This is a genomic window from Limosilactobacillus reuteri (assembly GCF_002254085.1).
In the GTDB taxonomy this organism is placed as follows: domain Bacteria; phylum Bacillota; class Bacilli; order Lactobacillales; family Lactobacillaceae; genus Limosilactobacillus; species Limosilactobacillus reuteri_K.
On sequence record NZ_NGPY01000088.1, the window covers coordinates 79,128 to 94,523 of the forward strand.

The following is a 15,396-nucleotide window of genomic DNA, read 5'->3' on the forward strand; positions in this document are numbered from 1 at the left end:
AAAAGGAACCCTCCTAAGACTATCATTAATTAAATTAATTGTATTTTTAACCTATATAAGAATTTTACCACAGATAAACAATGACAAAAAAGGGAATTATCAAGGTTTTTCACAAAATCATTTATCCTTAGATCCATAATCATAAGAATAAGCTCCAACTTGAAGATCTATAATTCCCTTATTTTTCATACTTGCTGCAATTGCAGGGTAATATCCCATTTTATCCCCAATAGTATTTAAATCGCCATAAACTGTATTACCATCACGCATATAAATAATAACGCGATCTGGATACTCCTTAGTTGGTTGATAACTCACACTTGAAATACCATTTCTTATTGCCGGTTTCAGTTTTCCTAGTTGAGCAGCTGTTGCAGCAAGAGCTTTTTTATGACCATCAAAACGCTTATAAGCAATACCATTGTCAGCAGTTTTCGTTCGCTGCAATTGACCATCAGCTAAAACAGCGTATGTATCATTATTCATCACTGCTGTCCCTAAAAGAGCATTTTCTTTTACAGATATTCGCAGAGACTGAGGGCCAGTTACCTCAATCCTTAAACTTTTTATTTGAGGATTTTTACGAACAGCTTGTTTAATAAGTTGATGACGGGTAAGATAAACGCCCCATATAAAACGTCCTGGATAAATATTTGTATTTTTTTCTACCTGCTCTTTAGTCAAGTCATGATTACCAGTTACATGAAGCGTGTTAATTTTGCTCAAGGGAGAAATAATATAAATCATAAAGAGGAGAATAAGGCTGAATAATATAACTAATTTTAAGACTCGTTCTCCGTTAGAAACGTAGCGCTTAATCTTAATTCCGCGAATCTTATTACCAACATGAGTTTTCGAAGGCTTCTTTTTCTGTTGTCGCTGTTGAGCGGCAGCACTCCGCTTTTCTAATTCAGTTAATCGCTTCGAATATTTATGATGTTCAATAGCCGATTTATCATCCAACACCCGTTCTCCTCCTTCCTAATCTATACTTTATTTTTTGTGTTCATCAATCGCCTTATGCAAGACCTTAATTAGCCTATCAGCAGCATCAGGCCGTCCCATCTTTTCAGCAGCAAGAGCCATCTTTTTACGTACTTCTTCATCTTCCATAATCTTATCTGCTTGCGTCAATAATGCCCGAGCATCTAACTTATCTTCTGTAATCATTAAGCCTGCATTATTCTTAACTAAAGCCTGAGCATTCTTTACTTGATGGTTAGCGGTAACATACGGACTAGGAATTAGAATCGTCGGAACTCCGAGTGCTGTTACCTCAGCAATGGTGGTTGCCCCTGCTCGCGATACTAAAGCTGCTACCCGTGGCATCTTAGCTGGCATATCTTTTATGTAAGGAACAACTTTAACATTATCAGCCGGTTTAATATTACTTTCTGCCAGTTGCTTCTTTACATCATCGTACCGTTTTTGACCAGTTGCAAAGATAACCTGATAAGGACGCTTATTGAACTCTGGAATAGCGTCAACAACTGTCTTATTGATTTTCGGTGCTCCTTGGCTTCCTCCAAAAATCATTAAAGTTGGAACATCATCTTTCAAGTCATAACTTGTCCATGAAAAGTCACTGTCTTTTTTAGCTGCTACCTGTTGAGCACGAGGATTACCTGCCATTGTAACTTTATCAGCGGGAAATTGACTGCGTGCAGCTTCAAATGCAATTGCAATTTGATCAACATAGCGACTTAAAAACTTGTTTGTTACGCCAACAACGCTATTCTGTTCATGAATTACGGTTGGGATATGTTTCTTTGCGGCAGCATATAGGACAGCTCCACTTACATATCCTCCCGTCCCTAAAACAACATCAGGCTTAAACTCACTAATAATTTTTTTAGCATGATGGACAGAGTTTAAGAAAAGATAGATTGTCTTAAAATTTTCAAGAGAAAGAGAACGCTTAAAGCCCTGCATATGCATTGTTTCAAGCTTAATTCCGGCATCTGGTACAATTTTATTTTCAAGGCCACGAGTTGTCCCAACATATAACACTTCAGTATCTGGCTCAACCTGCTTTAAGCGTTCGATTAATGCTAAAGCCGGGTAGATATGACCACCAGTTCCACCACCTGATACCAATAACCGCATCTTATTGTTCCTTCTTTCCTGTTAATTCTTCAACTGCTTCAATAAATTTATCACCACGAACTTCAAAGCTCGGGAACTGGTCCCAACTAGCATTAGCAGGCGAGAGGAGAATGACATCTCCTGGTTCACTCAACTTCCATGCTTCTGGCACCGCAGTAATTGCATTTTCACTTTCAATTACTGGAACTCCAGCTTGATTTCCCGCATCCTTCATTTTATCTTTACATTCACCAAAAACGATCATTGCCTTGACGTGCTTCTTAAAGTAAGGAACCAACCGTTCAAAGGTATAACCACGATCAAGGCCACCTGCCAAAAGAATTACTGGACGATCAAAGCCTTGTAAGGCAACCTCCGTGGCTTCAATATCTGTTGATTTTGAATCATTGTAGAAAAGCCGTTCTTGGTATTCCATCACATATTGTAAGCGGTGACGGACTCCACTAAATGTTGTTAAAACTTTCTTTATTGCATCATTTGTAACACCACTTAATTTTGCCGCTGCAATTGCTGCCAACGCATTTTCTACATTTTGGGGACCGATCAATCGAATATCCTTGGTTGGCATAACTTCTTGTCCGCGCCAGTAAATCATTCCATCTTCTACATAAGATCCTTCATGACTCTTATTAAGACGAGAAAATGGCACAATGGTAGCTTGACTACGCTGAGCAATCTTCTGCCATTCATCACGATCCCAGTTAATAACTAAGAAATCATCCTTGGTTTGGTTCCGGGTAATATTAAGCTTTGCATTAATATAGTTTTCCCGTGTCTTATGATAGTCTAAATGGTTAGAAAAAATGTTAGTAATAATTGCAATATGCGGATGAATTGTCGGTGCTCCTAATAATTGGAAACTAGATAATTCTGTGACCAATGTGTCGTCTGGCCCTAAATCCTCAGCAATTTTACTAAAGGAAATTCCAATATTACCTGCATATTTTACTTGATGTTTTGCATTTTCAGCAATCATTAACTGGGTTAAAGTTGTTGTAGTAGTCTTCCCATTACTTCCGGTTACACTTACAAGGTGACCATCAAAAATTTGCCATCCTAATTCTGCTTCTGTAATAATGGGTGTCCCCTGCTTAACAAAGGCAGCTACTAATGGATTATCATAGGGAATTCCAGGATTTTTTACTACAACATCAAAGCCTTTATTAGCTAATGAAATGGGATTATCACCAGTAATTACTTTAATTCCGTCAGCTTCTAAATCTTCAACAATATCATTATTTTTAGGAGTTGCTTTATCATTAGCAGTAACATTTGCACCAAGTTTTACCAATAAGTGGGCCGCATTAATTCCGCTAATTCCGAAACCCATTACAAGAACTTTTTTACCTTGATATTCATCAATTTTTTTCATTTCTCTTTACTCCTAACCAACTAATAAGATTGTTGTAACAGCAATAATTGCAGCCACTAACCCTACAAGCCAAAATACAATATCAATTTTCCATTCGCTCCACCCACTCATTTCAAAATGATGATGGATTGGCGTCATCTTAAAAATTCGTTTACCAGTTGTTTTAAATGAAGCCACTTGAAGAATTACACTAGCAGTTTCACAAACATAAACAATTCCAATTACTAATAAAGACCATTCATGATGTAATAACAATGAAACAGCGGCTAAGGATGCCCCAATTGCTAAAGATCCCATATCACCCATGAAAATCTTAGCGGGTTTATGGTTGTAGGGGAAAAAGCCTAGTAAAGTTCCGATCATTGCTAAACAGAAAAGGGCAATTTCCGGATAACCTGGTTGATTGAGGTTTACTAAGGCAATGATTAAATAAGCTGCAAAAGAAATAATAGAAAGGCCACTTACTAAACCATCAAGTCCATCAGTTAAATTAACTGCATTTGAAAAACCGACAATCCAAAAAATAATAAACAAACCGTAAAGCCAACCAATTTGCGTTGTTCCAAAGCCCATTTGAAAGCCTTCATGCTGGTAAATAACAGTAAAGACCATTGCTGCTAAGACCTGACATAGCGCCTTTTGCCATGGCTTAAATCCTTCATTTTGATGGTGGAAGATTTTAATGCTATCATCCCACATTCCAATCAGGCCATAAACAACTAGGACAAAGAGGAGTGCCCATAGCGTATTTGTAATTAACCCTTGCCAAGCAGCAACCCATAAAATTGTTACTACTGCAGAAAAGATGAACAATAATCCCCCCATTGTTGGCGTCCCAGCCTTTTTAGCATGCCAGGTAGGACCTTCTTTACGAATTTGTTGTCCCTCTTTTTTTGCCCGAAAGTATTTAATCAATGAGGGCATTAATAAAAATGTAATTAAGAATGAACTAAGAATAGTCAAAACTGCACTTAAGAAATTCATATTTACCTCCAATTTAGTTTCTCTGCTAGTTTTTAGCTTCATATTGAACGGTCAAAGTTGTTCCTCGCTTAATAGTTGTATCAGGCGAAATACTTTGCTGAGTAACATAGCCGTTTCCATTTTCTTTTACTTTTAGCTTAAGAATCTTAGCTAATTGTTGAACATCAGCAGAGCTCCATCCAGAAATATCTGGCATTTTATACTCGCCACCGGTATCAAGGATAACATGTTGATCTGTTAATACTTGTTCGTCGGGAGCTGCTGATTGTTGTTTAACTTTCTTACCAGAGCCAACGACGATTACTTGCATTCCTTTACCTGATAGTTTCTTATTAGCATCATCACTTGATTGCCCAACAACATTTGGCATTGTAATAACCTTTTTCTTGGCCTTTTCCGCAACCTTTTGTTGGCTTAATAGCATTTTCATTGTCGGATTAAAGACACTGGCAATTTGTTTGGTGGCTGGTTTTTTTAGGTTTTGCGGTTGGCGAAGGGTGACATACATAATATACTTTGGATTTTTAGCCGGTGCCATCCCTGCAAATGAGTAAAGGTAGTTTGTGTCACCAGTTGAATAACCATGAGCACCACCAATCTGTGCAGTAGCTGTCTTTCCGGCAATTCGGTAACCCTTAATTTGATAATCGTGGCCAAGTCCTTTTTGATCATAAACAACGCCTTGCATGTATCCAAGGACCTTTTTTGCTGTTGATGCTTTTATTGGCTGCCCAACGACTTTAGGCTTAACCTTTTGGATTGTCTTTCCGCTATTACCATCTACAACTTTGCTAACAATGTAAGGTTTCATCATTTTACCATTATTACCAATAGCACTAAACGCTTGCATCATTTGCATAACATTTACAGTAATCCCCTGCCCAAAAGCAGTATTAGCCTGAGCAAGAATCCCTTTAAATGAAGTATAACCATTAACCTCATTACCCATTCCGATAACATTAACTTTTTTTAACAAGCCAAATCGTTTAATGTACTTCATCCACGTATCTGCTCCCATGTCTTGTTCTACATGAGCAAACCCAACATTACTAGACATGTCAAAAGCATCTTTATAGGAAATCGTTCCCCAACCAGAACTTGACCAATCAGTGATTTTTCCACCACCCATGGCCCATGTTCCAGAATTAAAGGTCGCATTAGGATTAAAATGTCCTGTATCGATAGCCGCGGCTAATGCCAAGATCTTCATTACCGATCCTGGTTCATAAGCATCTTGAACTAGCATATTCCGCCAAACCGGATTATTTTCTGCATGAAGAGTTGGCCGTTGAGTAGCGGCAATAATTTTACCCGTTTTAGCTTCCATTACAACTGCAGTCATTGCATTGGCATTAGAACTTTTATAAACCTTATTAACTTTATTTTCGAGAAAATGTTGGGTTTGTGAATCAAGCGTAGTGTAGATATTATCCCCATTGATGGCTTTCTTAGTTACCTGCTTTGAATTAGCAATCTGGTAGCCATAGACGTCCTGTTTATCTTTTCTCAACCCATTTATTCCCGTCAATTGTTTATTAAAGTAGCCTTCCAAGCCCAATTGGCCCACTAAATTGGTCTCTTCAGTTCCATTATCATTTTTAACTTTAGGAGTTGCCATCCCAATTATTTGAGAAGCAAATTCACCTTCTGGATATTGACGTGCTGGAGTCGCAATAAAATTAATTCCTGGCAAGTGCCGATTCTTGATCTTCTGCATCGTTGAAACAGAAAGGTTGCTTCCAGCATTTCCAAATTCAACTTGGTAGGCTTGCCCCTTTGGTTTAAGGATCTTTTCAATTTGCTTTGGTGTCAGATCAATATACTGTGATAGTACCTTGGCAGTTTTTTTCCGATCTTTTACATATAATGGTTTACCATCAGAAGACTTTTGGGTTCGATCTAAAACAGCATAGAGGGTATATTTACTTGTATCAGTTGCCAAGGGGTTTCCTTCTGAATCATAAATATCACCCCGACGCGCTTGAATAATTCGCTGCTGGGTATAAATTTGCTCCGCTTGTGACCGTAAGTTAACATGTTGAACATCTTTATTTATTGCGATATACGCAAAACGAACGATAAACAAGGTAAACAATCCAACCGTGATTAGAAAGAGCCATTTGCCAAAGGTCCCTCGGTTTTCTCTATGTCCCCTATTTTTCGTTCGTTGTGGCTTCTTATTCATTATTTATTAACGTTCCTTACATTTGAATTTTTATCTGATAATCCATATTTATGTGCTGCTGATTTCAAATGCGATTGAGTCGTCAATTCAGCGATTTCCTGCTGCAAACTTGTATTACTGCTTTTTGCCTTAGTAATTTGAGTTTGAGTATCCTGTAAGCGCCGTTGCTGATTATTAATACTAATTTTCGTAGAAAGTAAGCTAATCATCAAGCACAGTGTGATTAAACTTCCTACTGCTACTAAAGATCTTTCAAATTTTGACCATCTAACCGGACTTGGAGAAATCTTTGGTTGTTGATAAGTCTTTTTTCTTGGCGCTTGCTGCGGTTGTTGCTCTCCCGCCAGTTGCCTTGCCGCATTTGAAACCATAATTCTGTCACTTTCCTTCTCTAATTTTCTCGATTATCCTCAACTTGGCACTATGCGCACGATGATTTGCCGCTAATTCTTCATCACTAGCTACAATCGGCTTTTTATTAATTAATTTGAAGTCTGGCTCCATTCCCGCTGGTATTACTGGTAATCCTTGCGGTACATCCCCACTTAATGAAGTTTTTTCACGAAACATGGCCTTTACCAACCGATCTTCTAGTGACTGGAAGGTAATGACACTGATTCGTCCCCCAACATCTAACAAGTCTAATGCTTGTTCTAACGATTCCTCTAAAGCGCCTAATTCGTCGTTAACTGCTATCCGAATAGCTTGAAAACTCTTTTTCGCTGGATGACCACCATGACGGCGAGCTGCTGCCGGAATTCCTTCTTTAATCACATCAACTAATTCAAATGTCGTCTTTATTGGTGCTATCTTTCGGCGTTGTTCAATCTTTCTAGCAATTGACTTGGCAAACTTTTCTTCTCCATATCGGTAAAGAATCTTAACGAGACGTTCATATGGCCATTCGTTAACAACTTCCATTGCCGACAATTTTTGTTCTTGATTCATTCGCATGTCTAAGGGTGCGTCATGTTGATAGCTAAAACCTCTTTTAGCATCATCGAACTGTGGAGATGAAACACCTAAATCATATAAAATTCCATTAACACGTTTTACATTATAGCTATTCAATTCCGTTTTTATGTTACGGAAATTATCTTCAACTAATGTTAATTTTTGCTGTTCTATTGCAGTTTTCAAGTGTTCTTTATTGTAATCAATTGCCGTCTGATCCTGATCAAATGAATATAAGTGGCCATCGACGAGCTGCTGTAAAATAGCTTGCGTATGACCACCACCACCTAATGTTGCATCAACGTAGGTACCTGTTGGTTGCACATTTAATCCTGCTACGGCCTCCTTTAAAAGTACCGTTACATGTTTAAATTCTGCCATCAACTAAAACCTCCATTAAAAATCAATATTAAGATCTTCAGCAATCTCATCAAAATTATCAGCTGTTTCGCTTGTAAATTTATTCCACCGTTCAGCGCTCCAGATTTCTAAACGATTAGACACACCAACGATTACACACTTCTTTTCAAGTAAGGCATGAGTTCGTAATGTTATCGGAATATTAATTCGTCCTTGTTTATCAATTTCGCAATCTGTCGCAGCAGAATATAAAAAGCGTACAAATGCACGTGCATCACGCTTTGTTAATGGGAGCGCCTTTAGCTTTTGTTCTAAAATCGCCCATTCATTTAATGGATATCCAAACAAACATCCATCTAACCCCCGAGTAACAATGAAGTGTGCCCCCAATTGTTCTCGAAATTTGGCAGGAATAATTAGTCGGCCTTTGGAATCAATAGTGTGTGTAAATTCTCCCATTAACACAACTAATGTCCTCCTTTACCACGTTATAGGTCAAGTCTACCACAATCCCCCACTTCTCACCACGTAATTTTGTGAATTTTACCAAAAAGTAATAGACACAAAAAGAGGCTGGGAGAAAACTTTTGTTTTCTCTCAGCCTCTAACTACTTTTATGAACAATAGAAAGATAACGTGGAAAATAACCACAAGGCTCGAGTCTAAGTACGAACGATAATCAGCCCGTGCCGTGCTAATCATCGTCCTAGCTTAGCCAACCGCCTTGTCGAGGAGGTTATTTCCCACTCTCTTAATATTTTTATATCAACGGTAACCATGGTGAAATAATTAAGCTACCAATATATATGATTAAAGCATAATATGCCGAATACCGCCAAAATACTGGCCAGTAACGGCGATAAATGAATTCATGATTGTGAATAATTTGTAAAGCAATTAATAACAGAGCTAGAATCATCCATAAGGCAACGGGATAAGCTGGCCAATAAAATCCAATATTAAAGATTATCAGAATCCATAAAATAATTGTCCATCCCCACCATAAATGCTTTGCTTTTTTAGGATGATGAAATATTCGTACTAATAATCGTTCTACTATCCCAATCACTAATAATAAAATAATCTCTAAAATTATAACTTGAATACTAACCATCAACCTTTTCAGTCCCCTTCTCTTCAAATAAGTAATTTAAGTTTAACATAAACTAAAACTAGATTTGAAAAAGGCATTAAAGATGCGTTACACTACTATTATTGATAAAAATGGAAGGATGGTTAATAATGCAGCGAAAAAAGAAAACTCGTTTCCAAAAAATTACCATGGTTGCTATTTGGCTTATGTTAATTGCAATGCTTGGTTCTTTAATTTTTGGAGCAGTTGCATCCTTAAACTTAATTTAGCCTATTAAACATCCATGTAGTCGGAATAAAAAAGATCGGAGAAAAATCTCTCCGATCTTTTTTATTCCTCACTTTTTTGCTTATAAACTTCCCGTGGTTTTGAGCCATTAGCTGGTCCGATAAAACCACGCTGTTCCATATCGTCAATAATTCTTGCGGCACGATTATAACCAATTCTAAATCGCCGCTGAATTAGCGAGGTTGATGCTTTTTGTTGATCAACCACAAAATCTAATGCTTCGGGGAATAATTCATCTTCCTCTTCAGCTTGCTCTTCTTGCTCAATTTCATTGTCAGTTACAACCATATTATCGTCATACTCAGCTGCTCGCTCGTTTTTTATAAAGTCTACTACTGATTCAACATCATGATCGGATATAAATGCACCTTGAATCCGGACTGGTTTATTTTGATCGATTGGTTCAAATAACATATCGCCTCGACCAAGGAGCTTTTCTGCCCCATTAGTATCGATAATAGTTCGCGAATCAACCCCACTAGAAACTGCAAAGGCAATTCGGGAAGGAACGTTAGCCTTAATAAGCCCTGTAATAACATCGACAGAAGGACGCTGAGTTGCCAAAATCATGTGAATACCAGCAGCCCGCCCCATTTGTGCAATCCGGACAATTGCATCTTCAACATCATGAGAAACGGTCATCATCAAGTCTGCTAATTCATCAACAATAACTAAAATTAACGGTAGATTAGCTTGAACTTCATCAGGATGGTCATCATTTTGTTGTTTAACCAATTTATTATACCCATCCAGGTTACGAACACCGAATTTTGCAAACAATTCATAACGGCGCTCCATTTCTGCAACAACTTTTCCTAATGCCCGAGCTGCCTTTTTGGGTTCAGAAACTACCGGACTGAGCAGATGAGGAATACCATTATAAACACTTAATTCGACTTTTTTAGGATCGATCATTAACATCTTTACCTGATGCGGTTTAGCCTTTAATAAAATGCTTGTAATGATAACGTTGATTGCAACAGACTTACCACTACCCGTTGCCCCAGCGATAAGAAGGTGTGGCATCTTAGTTAGATCAGCCATTTTGATATCCCCAGTTACACTGCGCCCAAGCGGAACTTCCATTGGATTATCATTACTAGGAGCATTTTCGACCATATCGCGAAATCCAACTGTTGCAATTTGCTGGTTTGGAACCTCAATCCCAATTAATGATTTCCCTGGGATCGGAGCTTCAATCCGGATATCTTTAGCCGCAAGTGCAAGCGCTAAATCATCAGCCAAATGGGTTATTCGACTAACCTTTACTCCTACTGCTGGGCGTAACTCATATTTGGTAACAGAAGGACCTAAATTAACATTTTCAACTGTTGCATCCACACCAAAAGATTTTAGGGTCTGTTGGAGCGTTTTGGTGTTCTTTTTGATATTATTCAAATCTTCCTGCTGGTCTGTTGCTTTTACTTGACTTAGCAGGCTGACTGGCGGCAATTGATAATCATTGTCTTCTTTGGCATCAATTCCTGCAAGTTTAATTTCCGTATCGTCATGTTGTTTCGAAGTCTGCTCATCTTGGGTACCGCTATGAGTTCCTTCCACTTGACTTTCACTTGCGACTCTAATAGTTGGTTCAACAGGGTCTTGGGAAATTATAGATGGAGAAGAAACTGGTGATGGCTCTGCTGGTTCTTGGTCTGCAAAGAAATCTTTGACCTGTCGTGATGCTTTACTAAGAGGCTCACTAATTGATGGTACCGTAGTTGTTTTAGTTGCTCTCTCCGTTCTCTTTTTCATTAATTGATCGTGAGCATTAGCCATTGCTGCTCCAGATTTTTTAATGCCAATCCCACATTTTACTAGAAATTCGCGCCATGGTAATGCAAAAAAGACAATAATTCCGATAATCATTAACAACCATGACAATACCGCTGTCCCAACTTCTGAAATTAAAATATTACTTCCATTATATAGGTAAGCACCAATCATCCCTCCACCAACCGGAACAGTTGAATCACCGTTAAAAATAACCTTACTAAGACTATTCCAAGTAGTTTCGATTACCTTTGCATGAAGATTTAGGCGCTGAAACATTACTGTCTGAAGCCACATTAATAAACCAATGTAGGCAATAATAGCTCCTGCAATCCAACGTTTTTTGAAATGCGGACGATGCCCATACAATGCAAAACATAATCCATAAAGAAAAACAATAATCATCGCAATCGGAAAGGATGACCCTACAAAAATCTTAAAACAGTTATCGAGAAAGGTTCCTAATACTCCTAAATTAAATAAGCCAACTAACATTAAGAGGCAAACAATTATTCCTAATAGATTATCCATTAATCGATACTGTTGTTTTTTCCCTCTTGTCCGGCGGGATGATGCCTTTTTTCTTCTCGCCATCGCATTATTGCCTCCTTAAGGTTACTTTAATTTATCGAATTCATATTTATGAACTCGTGCTAAATTAGGAAAACTCTGTTGCCGCAATGCCTCATAAATAACAATCGCTGCACTATTCGATAAATTCAGTGCTCGAATATTATTGTCATTTTGTGGAATCCGGATAGCATTGTCTGGGTATTTTTGCATAAAACGTTCAGGCAAGCCAGTGGTTTCTTTCCCAAATAGGAAATAATGATCTCCTTCACCCGTATAATCAACATCACTATAATCATGGGTAGCAAACTTAGAAACAATATATAAGCGGTTAATATCAGGAATAGTCTTCATAAATGAAGGTAAGTCCTCATGATATGTAATCTTTACTTTATCCCAGTAGTCTAACCCAGCCCGTTTCATATGCTTATCATCAGTTGAAAATCCTAATGGCTTAATTAAATGTAATTCAGTATTTGTCCCCGCACAAGTTCGCGCAATATTTCCCGTATTTGCTGGAAACAATGGTTCAAACAAGACAATATGGTTTGTCATAATAAAATCTCCTTAATAAAATAAAAAAAGCAGGGTCTCGGTGTGGGCACGGCGAAACGCTGCTTTAATGAAGTACTCCTTGATAATTACCAACGAAACACTTATATTCGATGTCAATTATCAAACGATTTCTTATAATAATTTAGCACTAATTTAGTAATGTTGCAATAATTAATTAGCTTTTTTCGCAATTAATAAGCTTACATCCACCGTAATTGTTTTTAATTGGGTTAATTCTTCTTTAGATAATCTTTTAGCGTTTGCTCCCCAGTGTAAAGGCGTCATTTCCAGCATCGCTTGTTGTAAGCCATCTGGAATTCTAAATTGGTAGGTTACTGTTTCAACTTTACTATGAGGATAATGTTGTTTAAATAACTCGATTACTCGTGAATTATCATAGTGGTAATTACGTTCTCCTGTTTCATATAAGAGGTGACGTAATTCGACTAAGTAGTTAGCGTTAGGAATTACCTTAATAAGGGTCCCATCTTTTGTTAGAACCCGTTTAAACTCTTGATAATCAGATGGAGAAAACAACTCTAATATACAATCAAAACTCTCATCATTAAAAGGTAATTTACGTAAATCAGCTACACAAAAAAATGCCTTTAACGGTAACTGAGTAGCAAGCGTTATCCCTGGTTTCGAAATATCAAAGCCAATCATCGTATCATTACAATTAGCACGGATTGTTTCTAATTGTAATAATGGTGTTCCTTCCCCAGTTCCTACATCTAAGATCCTTAAAGATTTTGAAGGTAAGAATTTACTGATATTTTCAATAATTGGCTTAAATAGTCCTGCATTTAATAACTGACGACGAGATTCAAACATTGAGCGATCATATTCAGTATTAGCCGCTCCATTAAGAAAGTGAAGATAACCATGCCGATTAAAGTCAAAGCGGTGGTTATTTCCGCAAATAATACTGTTTCCCTCGACTCTCTCTATTGGCTGTTCACAAACAGGGCATTGAAAAAGGGCAAGATTATTTTTTACCATTTCTCGTTGACGTTCAACTTTTTTCAACTTTTCTCCTCCATTAACAACTAAAAATTACTAATAACAGTGTATCACAGCTAGAATTACGATGGGCAAATTGCTATTATATAGGTAAGCATTTTCAAAAAGGAGGAAATTGCCTTGATTGAACAATTTCTAATTGGAACTTATACTAAAAAAACAAGTAAAGGGATCTACAAAGTTACCCTCGATACTGACCAAGAAAAAATAACGAACGTTGAATTAGCAATTCCATCTCAAAAACCAGCTTACTTACAAGTTGGTCAGGATGGTCGTATTTACGCAATCAAACAAGTAGATGATAAGGGAGGAGTTGCTTCTTACTCATTAAGTGACGATAACGCTAAGATGCTAAGCGATGTCTTAGCTGTCGGTGCTCCTCCTGCATATGTAGGCGTTGATAACAAACGGCATTTATTATTCAGTGCTAATTATCATACAGCAAAAATAGATGTTTTTAAGATCAACGAAGATGGAACGTTGACACAAACTGATTCGGTCCTTCATGAAGGAGCAACTGGTCCCGAGCCTGAACAAGAGGCTCCACATGTCCATTATGCCGACCTAACTCCTGATAATCGCCTAGTTGTATGTGACTTAGGAATGGACCTTGTTGTAGTTTACGATGTCTCTGATGATGGTAAATTAACTGCTGTCTCTCGCTATAAGTGTGAAGATGGCTTTGGTACCCGTCATATAGCTTTCCATCCAAATGGCAATTATGCTTATCTTTTAGGTGAACTAAGCAGTAAACTAGAAGTACTCAAGTATAATAGTAAGGATGCATCATTTAAGCACCTTCAAACGCTCAAAACAATTCCTGAAGACTGGACAGCTCACAATGGAGCAGCTGCTATTCGACTTTCAAATGATGGTAAGTTTGTCTATACTTCAAATCGTGGTGAAAATACTATTGCTGTCTTTGAAGTACAACCAGACTTTACTGTTAAACATATCCAATCTATTTCAACTGAAGGAGATTTTCCACGCGATTTTAATCTAAATCAAGATGAAAATTATCTTTTAGCTTCAAATCAGAACTCTGATAACCTTACTCTTTATAAGCGAAACCCATCAACTGGTAAGTTAACCCTTCTTCAAAAAGATGTTAGTTGTCCAGAACCAGTGTGTGTAATGAAGTGGAAATAAGTTAAATATCAATAGCGAGAGCAAGATAAAAATTACTTATAATTTCGTTTTTCGCCGCGAAGTTAACCTCTGAGAGCCTTCGCAAACAACAATGGCCTTCAACTGGGTCCTGTCAATTAGACAATAAATTATACAAAGTTTCTTAGGCAACTTAATGCCGGTATTGTACCGGTGTTAAGCTGCCTAATTTTTCTTGATAACGTTTGTGGTTCTAGAAGAGGTCTGTCTTACCACAAATAAGGTAAACATGCTCCGGTGCGTGCCAATTAATGAGCATAGCGAATGACCACTTTAGCTATATCGGCCGCAAGGCTGAGATTAGATCCTTTAAAGATCGTTAATTCAATGTTATTAACTTGTAGCTTTGCAGCTGGCCGAGAAATAAATTCTTCCTTATTAACTATTGAATTCTTGGTCTTAAAAATTGGTGCTACAATATCGTGTTTTTCTTCCATAGAAAAAACCTCCTATACTAAGATTGCTTTTAGTATAGGAGGCTAAGCTTTTTTATTGCTAGACGTGTGGACACGGACTGCTTACTGAGATTAGATCCTTTTACTACAGACTGCGTACAGGTATCCGCCTTTCAACGCATAGTTAATACCCATACCGGGCGCACTAAAAAAGGACATGCACTGTATTAAACAATGCATGTCCTTTTGCTATAGCGTGGCAACGTCCTATCCTCGCAGGGAGCGATCCCCCAACTACTTTCGGCGTGTTGAAGCTTAACTTCTGTGTTCGGCATGGGTACAGGTGTATCCTTCAAGCCATCATCACCACACTCTTTGTCCCTTCGGACGAGAGCTTGTGCTCTCAAAACTAAATCCTATCTTTTCCTTCCAACCCAATAAACTTGACCGCTCCTTGGTTAAGTCCTCGACCGATTAGTAATGGTCCGCTCCATGCCTCACGGCACTTCCACTTCCATCCTATCTACCTCATCATCTCTGAGGGGTCTTACTTTCCCGAAGGAAATGGGAA

15 protein-coding genes, 2 rRNA genes and 1 pseudogene are annotated in these 15,396 nt (G+C 37.9%); 2 read left to right on the forward strand and 16 right to left on the reverse strand.

Annotation, left to right across the window (positions count from 1 at the left end; genetic code table 11):
• Positions 1-117: 117 nt before the first annotated feature.
• From CBG10_RS10465 to CBG10_RS10505, 9 genes are all read right to left on the reverse strand, one after another.
• Positions 118-966, reverse strand: a complete 849-nt coding sequence (locus tag CBG10_RS10465; protein WP_094502535.1) for a cell division protein FtsQ/DivIB — start codon at positions 964-966, stop codon at positions 118-120.
• A 27-nt stretch (positions 967-993) separates the two neighbouring features.
• Complete coding sequence (gene murG / locus CBG10_RS10470; RefSeq protein ID WP_019252651.1) at positions 994-2,106, reverse strand: undecaprenyldiphospho-muramoylpentapeptide beta-N-acetylglucosaminyltransferase; 1,113 nt, start codon at positions 2,104-2,106, stop codon at positions 994-996.
• A gap of 1 nt (position 2,107) precedes the next feature.
• Positions 2,108-3,478, reverse strand: a complete 1,371-nt coding sequence (gene murD / locus CBG10_RS10475) for a UDP-N-acetylmuramoyl-L-alanine--D-glutamate ligase (RefSeq protein WP_094502534.1) — start codon at positions 3,476-3,478, stop codon at positions 2,108-2,110.
• A gap of 12 nt (positions 3,479-3,490) precedes the next feature.
• Complete coding sequence (gene mraY / locus CBG10_RS10480; RefSeq protein WP_003666758.1) at positions 3,491-4,462, reverse strand: phospho-N-acetylmuramoyl-pentapeptide-transferase; 972 nt, start codon at positions 4,460-4,462, stop codon at positions 3,491-3,493.
• Positions 4,463-4,487: 25 nt separating this feature from the next.
• Positions 4,488-6,647: a penicillin-binding protein gene (locus CBG10_RS10485; RefSeq protein WP_094508626.1), complete on the reverse strand. Its 2,160-nt coding sequence runs from the start codon at positions 6,645-6,647 to the stop codon at positions 4,488-4,490.
• Positions 6,647-7,018 (reverse strand): cell division protein FtsL, encoded by a 372-nt coding sequence (gene ftsL, locus CBG10_RS10490; RefSeq protein WP_003666755.1) that lies wholly within the window; start codon positions 7,016-7,018, stop codon positions 6,647-6,649. The genes CBG10_RS10485 and ftsL overlap by 1 nt, the downstream gene beginning before the upstream one ends.
• Before the next feature lie 7 nt (positions 7,019-7,025).
• Positions 7,026-7,982 (reverse strand): 16S rRNA (cytosine(1402)-N(4))-methyltransferase RsmH, encoded by a 957-nt coding sequence (gene rsmH / locus CBG10_RS10495; RefSeq protein WP_094512534.1) that lies wholly within the window; start codon positions 7,980-7,982, stop codon positions 7,026-7,028.
• 15 nt (positions 7,983-7,997) lie between these two features.
• The gene (gene mraZ, locus CBG10_RS10500) at positions 7,998-8,426 is read right to left on the reverse strand and encodes a division/cell wall cluster transcriptional repressor MraZ (RefSeq protein ID WP_094502531.1); all 429 of its coding nucleotides are present in this window, start codon (positions 8,424-8,426) and stop codon (positions 7,998-8,000) included.
• A gap of 295 nt (positions 8,427-8,721) precedes the next feature.
• Positions 8,722-9,075 carry a hypothetical protein gene (locus CBG10_RS10505; RefSeq protein ID WP_094508620.1) on the reverse strand — a complete coding sequence of 118 codons (354 nt, stop codon included), beginning with the start codon at positions 9,073-9,075 and terminating at the stop codon, positions 8,722-8,724.
• A 128-nt stretch (positions 9,076-9,203) separates the two neighbouring features.
• On the opposite strand from CBG10_RS10505, the gene CBG10_RS10510 reads away from it, so the two are divergent.
• Positions 9,204-9,323, forward strand: a complete 120-nt coding sequence (locus CBG10_RS10510; RefSeq protein WP_003666746.1) for a DUF4044 domain-containing protein — start codon at positions 9,204-9,206, stop codon at positions 9,321-9,323.
• Between the two features lie 61 nt (positions 9,324-9,384).
• Here the strand turns inward: CBG10_RS10510 and CBG10_RS10515 are convergent, their stop codons facing one another.
• From CBG10_RS10515 to CBG10_RS10525, 3 genes are all read right to left on the reverse strand, one after another.
• Positions 9,385-11,709 (reverse strand): FtsK/SpoIIIE family DNA translocase, encoded by a 2,325-nt coding sequence (locus CBG10_RS10515; RefSeq protein WP_094512536.1) that lies wholly within the window; start codon positions 11,707-11,709, stop codon positions 9,385-9,387.
• A gap of 21 nt (positions 11,710-11,730) precedes the next feature.
• The gene (gene trmL / locus CBG10_RS10520; RefSeq protein ID WP_094512537.1) at positions 11,731-12,240 is read right to left on the reverse strand and encodes a tRNA (uridine(34)/cytosine(34)/5-carboxymethylaminomethyluridine(34)-2'-O)-methyltransferase TrmL; all 510 of its coding nucleotides are present in this window, start codon (positions 12,238-12,240) and stop codon (positions 11,731-11,733) included.
• Between the two features lie 171 nt (positions 12,241-12,411).
• Positions 12,412-13,269, reverse strand: a complete 858-nt coding sequence (locus CBG10_RS10525; protein WP_094512538.1) for a methyltransferase domain-containing protein — start codon at positions 13,267-13,269, stop codon at positions 12,412-12,414.
• 114 nt (positions 13,270-13,383) lie between these two features.
• Here CBG10_RS10525 and CBG10_RS10530 point away from each other — a divergent pair, with 114 nt between their 5' ends.
• Complete coding sequence (locus CBG10_RS10530; protein WP_094512539.1) at positions 13,384-14,412, forward strand: lactonase family protein; 1,029 nt, start codon at positions 13,384-13,386, stop codon at positions 14,410-14,412.
• Between the two features lie 151 nt (positions 14,413-14,563).
• Here the strand turns inward: CBG10_RS10530 and CBG10_RS11805 are convergent.
• The 4 genes and pseudogenes from CBG10_RS11805 to CBG10_RS10545 form a co-directional block, all read right to left on the reverse strand.
• Positions 14,564-14,623 (reverse strand): annotated as a pseudogene (locus CBG10_RS11805) (IS3 family transposase); the annotation flags it as partial.
• 55 nt (positions 14,624-14,678) lie between these two features.
• Positions 14,679-14,867 carry a hypothetical protein gene (locus tag CBG10_RS10535; RefSeq protein ID WP_094512541.1) on the reverse strand — a complete coding sequence of 63 codons (189 nt, stop codon included), beginning with the start codon at positions 14,865-14,867 and terminating at the stop codon, positions 14,679-14,681.
• A 212-nt stretch (positions 14,868-15,079) separates the two neighbouring features.
• Positions 15,080-15,196, reverse strand: a 5S ribosomal RNA gene (gene rrf, locus CBG10_RS10540).
• An 83-nt stretch (positions 15,197-15,279) separates the two neighbouring features.
• Positions 15,280-15,396: ribosomal RNA gene (locus CBG10_RS10545) — 23S ribosomal RNA — on the reverse strand; the annotation flags it as partial.

Coding starts and splice junctions, on each gene's coding strand:
- murG (WP_019252651.1), bottom strand. CDS start 2,106: ATGCGGTTATTGGTATCAGGTGGTGGAACTGGTGGTCATATCTACCCG.
- CBG10_RS10515 (WP_094512536.1), bottom strand. CDS start 11,709: ATGGCGAGAAGAAAAAAGGCATCATCCCGCCGGACAAGAGGGAAAAAA.
- murD (WP_094502534.1), bottom strand. CDS start 3,478: ATGAAAAAAATTGATGAATATCAAGGTAAAAAAGTTCTTGTAATGGGT.
- CBG10_RS10510 (WP_003666746.1), top strand. CDS start 9,204: ATGCAGCGAAAAAAGAAAACTCGTTTCCAAAAAATTACCATGGTTGCT.
- CBG10_RS10535 (WP_094512541.1), bottom strand. CDS start 14,867: ATGGAAGAAAAACACGATATTGTAGCACCAATTTTTAAGACCAAGAAT.
- trmL (WP_094512537.1), bottom strand. CDS start 12,240: ATGACAAACCATATTGTCTTGTTTGAACCATTGTTTCCAGCAAATACG.
- mraY (WP_003666758.1), bottom strand. CDS start 4,462: ATGAATTTCTTAAGTGCAGTTTTGACTATTCTTAGTTCATTCTTAATT.
- CBG10_RS10485 (WP_094508626.1), bottom strand. CDS start 6,647: ATGAATAAGAAGCCACAACGAACGAAAAATAGGGGACATAGAGAAAAC.
- ftsL (WP_003666755.1), bottom strand. CDS start 7,018: ATGGTTTCAAATGCGGCAAGGCAACTGGCGGGAGAGCAACAACCGCAG.
- CBG10_RS10505 (WP_094508620.1), bottom strand. CDS start 9,075: ATGGTTAGTATTCAAGTTATAATTTTAGAGATTATTTTATTATTAGTG.
- rsmH (WP_094512534.1), bottom strand. CDS start 7,982: ATGGCAGAATTTAAACATGTAACGGTACTTTTAAAGGAGGCCGTAGCA.